Raw genomic sequence first — 6,000 nt, 5'->3', positions numbered from 1 at the left:
AGTTGGTTGTTGGAGTACATGTGTCCACGATCTGTTACGTGGACACGATGCTCTTAGATCTGGGACCGACTTGCCAGATGGGATGGCCGGACGCTTACGTACAGAACCCCTTCGCGAATTCCAAGCCGCTTGGCCACATCGACCACGGCGTGACCTTTACCGATAACTTGCTTGACCGCATCGAACTTGAACTCGGCGGCATATTTCGTTCGGTCAATTTGAATGGCTCCTCTTCAGTTTTGACATCATTTTTTGTCTACTAATTTGTGGGAATACCAAAGAGTTTGCAGAGATACAACAAAAGTTGAGTGGAACCAATAAGTCTGTATTTTTTACATATCAGCTTTGACATAACGCCAACACGCATCTTGAATGGAACGTTTTCTTTGCTTGTGAAAGGCGTCGCTTTGAATTCGGCTACTCTCCTTGGACTGGAATCCTGCCGCCAAATAACCAGCATAGTGAGCCACATGGTAGTAACAAAGTCCCACCATGTTGATGTAGACATCTAGAGGTTTAACATCTTTGCGAATGCTGCCATCGGCATGGCCTCTTTTTAGGACACTTTCTAAATCAGCCATGGCCATTCGATTCAGCCGCGAAGCGTGCTGTGACTGACGAATGTAGGGCGCACCCGCTAAGTTTTCAAAAGTCAGAAGTCGAACAAACGATGGATTTTGGGTAAACGCTTCAAATGCATTGTTGGCAATTTGCTTTAGCGCTTGCTCTGGCGTCCCCTTTTGGGGATCGAAATCCTTGTCCACTTCGCGTGCAATTTCAAAAGCTCGCTCAATCACTGCGCGGTATAAACCTTCTTTGGAGCCAAAGTGGTAGTAGATCATGCGCTTACTGGTGCGCGTTTGTTGCTGAATTTTTTCAATCCTAGCACCCGCCAATCCATGCGCAGCAAATTCACGAGTGGCCACTTTTAAAATGTCTGAAATGACGACGTCAGATGCGTCTATGTTGTCGCCTGACTCGCTGATGGTTTGGGTGGCGCTTGGAGAGTCTTTCATGCTTTGTCTGCAAGATCAAAGTGCGATTTTAAATCGGCGCACATCAATCGTGCCGCAGCCAAACTATCTGCTGAGATGCTTGTGTAGCTGAAAAAACCATGGTTAAGTGTAGGGAACTCTCTCAGTGTCAAAGGCACTTGGGCGTCTCTCAAAATAGACGCATAAGCCATGTTGTCTGCATAAAGAAAGTCATGAGGTCCTACCCCCAAAATAGTAGGCGCCAAGCCTACATGTGTCTTGGCGTACTTAGGCGAGGCGCGCGGATCTAGGCCAAGTAGTTCAAGATTCTCTTCGCCCAAATAGGCTTTCTCGGGCATGCCTTTTAAGCGTAGCAAATCAGTAGCTGGGTATAGCAGCAATTGAGCTGCGAGCTGAATGCCTAAGTCACGGCAGGCAATGGCAACAGCTGCTGCCAAGTTACCGCCAGCACTGTCGCCACCGATGGCAAATCTCTTGGGTTGCCGTCCTAATTGATCAATGTTTTGGTACGCCCATCGGGTGACGGCTAAACAGTCATCGTATGCTGCAGGGAATCGATGCTCAGGCGCTAACCTATAGTCGACGTTGACAACGATGCACTCTGATTCGTTGGCAAGCCTGACAGCGTGTGCTTCGTGAGATTCCAGATCACCCACGACAAAGCCGCCGCCATGAAAGTAGACCAAGGTGTTGAGAGGTTTTTTGAGGCTGGGCGTATCGTGAGGCCAAATGATCTGAACAGGAATGTTGTACTTAACGCCGTAGGCTCTTCCATCAATGGTGCGCTTTTCAATGAGGCCTTTTGGGAGATCGGGTTTAGGGTAGAAAAATCCGCGAACATTTCGGGCACGTTCTCTACTGACCGGGCCTCCGTGCGGTTCTAGGCAGCCTTCATAGATGTCAGGAATTTGAGCATCTCGCCAGCGTTGGCCGATACTTGCCAACACAGGATCAAGAGGTGCAGGGTGGGGCAGACTGTTTGTCATGGGAGTTCAATAAATGCGAGCTATTAGCCCTTGTAGCCCAGCAGTTTGGGAAGCCATAAAACGGTTTCAGGCACATAGGTCATGACCATCAGCGCGGCAACAAGTACAAAAACCCAAGGAAGTGTTTCCTTGATCAATGGCCCTAGAGGTTGTTTTGACATACTGGCAACAATGAAGAGCAGCAGCCCATAGGGTGGCGTGATAAGGCCAATCATGAGATTGATAGTAACCACCAAGCCAAAGTGAACCATGTCAATGCCCAAGGCTTGCGCCGCAGGGATAAAAATAGGCACGATGACCAGCAAAATTGTGCCACCCTCTAACAAGCAACCCAAAATTAGCAAAGTGATGTTGACCAATAACAAGAAACCATCTTTGCTGAGCTGAAAACCCGCTAACCAAGTTTGTACATCTTTCGGAATCTCTTCCTTGGCTACCACGTAATTAAAAACCATTGCTCCGGCAATCAGAAGGCCAATGGTGGTCATTTGACGACCACTGTTGAGCAATGAGTTGTACATGCCAGATGGTGTCACGGAGCGATACAGCACCACTGATATAACCAAGGTGTAAAGCGCAGCGACAGCAGCAGCCTCTGTGGGCGTCATGATGCCACTGTAGATTCCGCCCAACAACACAACAGGCATCATGAGCGCTGGCATAGCCTTGACCGTAAGTGGCAAAAATTCGCGCATTGGTATTGCGGGCTCAACAGGAAAATTTCGTTTGTGTGCCAAATATGCGTTGAGGCCCATCATGACCACTGTCATGACCAAACCTGGCACCACGCCAGCTGCAAACAAATAGCCTATGGATGTGTCAGAAATTAATGCGTACAGGACCAAAGGGATAGAGGGTGGAATGATGGGGCCGATAACCGCTGTAGCTGCTGTGATGGCGCCAGCATAAGCTTTTGTGTAACGGCCATCTTTGGTCATCATGTCCATAGTGAGCTTGCCTACGCCCACAACATCAGCAACGGCCGATCCTGACATGCCTGAAAAAATGAGAGACGACACCACGTTAACGTGACCCATACCGCCTCTGAAACGACCTACCAACGCGTTGCACCAAGACAATAATTTGTCACTCAAGGACCCGAGGTTCATGAGTTCACTGGCCAAGATGAACAAGGGAATGGCCAGTAAGGTATACGAGTTGGTAAGACCATTGAGGATTTGTTCAGCGGCAATGCCTACGTCTTGTCCTGAAATCAGAAGATAAAAAACAGAAGCACCCAACATGGACAAGCCGATGGGCAGCCCAAAGAAGCTAAACCCCAAAATAGCCAAGACGCACCAAGTAAATGGGCTGAGCCCTAAAAAAGCGCTCATGACTTGTTTCCTGAATTTAAAAGATCTTGATCGATTAGGCTGTGCTCGTCTTCGGTAAGACGATTGCGCAGTGCGTTGAAAGCAATGTCTAAATGACGAATGCACATGGCAAGAATAAATACAAGATAGAGCCCAAAGACCCAATTCATGGGAATGCCAAGCGCAGCAGATTTTTCAACTTTCATGAAGTCAATGAACGACCATGTTGCGGGAAGACTGGCCAACAACAAGAGCACAATCGCAACGCTAGAAAGCGTGGTGAGACTTCTTTTGAGCGGTCGGGGCATCAGGTTATAGAGCATGTCAAAGCGTATGTCTTCGTGATTTTTCATCACAAATGAAGCACCCCATAAAATGCCCCACAGCCAGATGAAATTGCAAATTTCATCCGACCATGCCAAAGGCAAATTGAGCACGTACCTGAATACCACCTGAGCAATGAAAGCAGTGAACATGATGGCCATCAAGGCCACCATGACACCCTCGGCAAATCGTCGTAACATTCGCATCATTGAGTTCATTCTGGCTAGATCGAATTACAGCTTATTGATGCGTTCCATCATGCCTGGCACCCAGCCTGCCGCATATTTAGACTTGGCATACTGCGCAAGCACTTGACTGCGGAAAGCGGGTAAGTCAGGTGTGTAAACGTCTAAGCCTTCTTTCTTAAAGAAGGCTACCAATTCAGCCTCTTCTTTCAGGGCCATGTTGGTAATGTCTTCTTCTACTTTGTTTGCTGCAGCTTGTACGCGCCGCTGTTGATCAGAGCTCATGGCGGCCCATTTTTTGGAACTGATCACAAAGTGATTGGCTGCAACCAGGTGACCCGTCAAAGAAATTTGCTTTGAAACTTCGTAGAACTTCATGTTTTTAACGGCAGGCAGAGCATTGTCTTGCGCATCGATGGCGCCAGTTTGCAAGGCGGTATAAACCTCAGGGAAAGGCAGAGGAGTAGGGTTGGCTCCCATGGCTGTTCCCACAAATTGCCAAACTTCACCGGGTGGCATGCGAAGCTTAATGCCCGCTAAATCGGCAGGCTTCATGATTTTCTTAGTGGTGCGCAGGCCTAAATGGCGTGTGCCGATGTAGGGGTTAGCCAAAATGCGCAAGCCCATTTTTTCGTCTAGAAGTTTGTTCAATTCGGCGCCTACATCGCTTGCCCACATTTTGCGCAGATGAGCCACATCACGAATCAGGTAAGGCACCATCAGCAAGCTCAATTGAGGCACTTGGTTTTGTACGTCACCAGAGGCAATGTTGGCCATATCGAGGTTGCCGCGTTGAATTGCGACAGGCTCGGTACCTTGTTTGTACAAACTTCCACCATGGTGTGATTTGAAATCAATGTCTGCGCCCAGCGTGCTGAATGCACTGCGTAGCATGGCCGTACGCGAGTCGTTTTCAGGCACGATATCGGAATAGGTCAATGTAATTTTGTTTTGCGCCCATGAGTTGCCAGCAAAAGCTGCAGCGCTTAGAGCTGCAGCTTGTGTCATCAGTTGGCGGCGTTGAAGGTGAATGCTCATTGAGGTCTCCAAAAAATGATGTGGAAAATTAGCGATAACTCAACGGCTTCAAAGTTTGTGTACCGTTTGGTACATCATATGAATATTATGAATTCATTGAACATGGTAAAAACCCGAGGATGCGAGCCGACGTTCATTGAACTTTAACTAAAAATATTTGCATGAGTTGTTTTACTTTTGTTGACAATAATGGCGCAAAAAGGTAGCGACTGAATGTGTCGCCATTGACACATCTTTTTCAGGTAACAGGAGCCCCAGAGGATCAAACGGTAGCTTGTCTTTCAATTTAACAGTCGTTAATTGATGCGCGTTCTTAAGTTGTTGAAAAACGCTGCCTGGTACCAAAGTGACCAAAGATCTTTTTTGCATCATGGCCCAGCTCATTGATGATACGCGGGTAATGACGTGACACGTCAGTGGGGTGAACTCGTATTGAATGCACAGCTCCTCAAACTTATCGCGAGCTGCAGAACCAATGGGGGAAAGCACCCAAGTTTCTTTGCTTAAATCCTGCCAAGTCACTTTGGTTTTTTTGGCCAGTCTGTGTGAAGGGTTGCAAACCACCACAAATTCATCTGATAAAAGAGCTTCAAAGTGCCAGCCAGAAGGGGTCTGTACAGGTTGACGACAAATCCCTAATTCAATTTCCCCCTTGCTGATGGCGGCAAACTGATCGTTCACTTCTGCTTCATGAATGTGCAGTTGAATACCAGGAAATTTTTCATTCAATAATGGTATGGCTTCTACTAGAAGCCCGTTGATTCCGGCAGTTGACGCTTTGATCCGCACCACGCCTTGACCGCGGGTTGATCGATCGGCAATGGCTTCTGCGCTAGAGCTCAAACCCAACAAACATTGCCTCGCCATTGGCAACAAATCTTGACATGCTTTTGTGGGAAATACACCTCTGGCGTGACGGTGAAACAGCGTGACTTCTAAAAGATCTTCAAGGTCGGCAAGGAGCTGTGTCACGCCGGGCTGTGTCATGCCAATTGATTCGGCAGTGCGCTTGACGCTGCCCAGCTCGTTTAGTCGCACCAGTATCTCGAAATGCCGAAACCTGGCCTTTGACATCAAGCGGTTAAGTAAAACTTTTGCTGAAATAGACATATCACTTTTGCTTATACCTAAGGCCTTGATTCTATTTCTACTTTAGAAA

General features: G+C 47.8%; 7 protein-coding genes. All 7 read right to left on the bottom strand.

What is annotated here, in order from left to right; all coding sequences use genetic code 11:
- Nucleotides 1-53 precede the first annotated feature (53 nt).
- Entirely contained in the window at nucleotides 54-164 is a 111-nt protein-coding gene (locus QZ190_RS18115; RefSeq protein ID WP_367114216.1) for a hypothetical protein, read from the bottom strand.
- Nucleotides 165-332: 168 nt separating this feature from the next.
- The gene (locus QZ190_RS01255) at nucleotides 333-1,016 is read right to left on the bottom strand and encodes a TetR/AcrR family transcriptional regulator (RefSeq protein ID WP_291912622.1); all 684 of its coding nucleotides are present in this window, start codon (nucleotides 1,014-1,016) and stop codon (nucleotides 333-335) included.
- Nucleotides 1,013-1,981 carry an alpha/beta hydrolase gene (locus QZ190_RS01250; RefSeq protein WP_291912620.1) on the bottom strand — a complete coding sequence of 323 codons (969 nt, stop codon included), beginning with the start codon at nucleotides 1,979-1,981 and terminating at the stop codon, nucleotides 1,013-1,015. The genes QZ190_RS01255 and QZ190_RS01250 overlap by 4 nt, the downstream gene beginning before the upstream one ends.
- Nucleotides 1,982-2,004: 23 nt before the next feature.
- Nucleotides 2,005-3,315, bottom strand: coding sequence for a TRAP transporter large permease (locus tag QZ190_RS01245; protein WP_291912618.1), 1,311 nt, complete (start codon nucleotides 3,313-3,315; stop codon nucleotides 2,005-2,007).
- Nucleotides 3,312-3,836, bottom strand: coding sequence for a TRAP transporter small permease (locus QZ190_RS01240; RefSeq protein WP_291912616.1), 525 nt, complete (start codon nucleotides 3,834-3,836; stop codon nucleotides 3,312-3,314). The genes QZ190_RS01245 and QZ190_RS01240 overlap by 4 nt, the downstream gene beginning before the upstream one ends.
- 15 nt (nucleotides 3,837-3,851) lie before the next feature.
- Nucleotides 3,852-4,841, bottom strand: a complete 990-nt coding sequence (dctP, locus tag QZ190_RS01235) for a TRAP transporter substrate-binding protein DctP (protein WP_291912614.1) — start codon at nucleotides 4,839-4,841, stop codon at nucleotides 3,852-3,854.
- Nucleotides 4,842-5,012: 171 nt separating this feature from the next.
- Nucleotides 5,013-5,951, bottom strand: coding sequence for a LysR family transcriptional regulator (locus tag QZ190_RS01230; RefSeq protein ID WP_291912612.1), 939 nt, complete (start codon nucleotides 5,949-5,951; stop codon nucleotides 5,013-5,015).
- Between the last annotated feature and the right edge of the window lie 49 nt (nucleotides 5,952-6,000).

It is taken from the genome of Limnohabitans sp. (assembly GCF_017848645.1).
Taxonomy (GTDB): domain Bacteria; phylum Pseudomonadota; class Gammaproteobacteria; order Burkholderiales; family Burkholderiaceae_C; genus Limnohabitans_A.
Note: the sequence above shows the minus strand (reverse complement) of the source record. Positions and strands in the feature narration are given on the sequence as shown.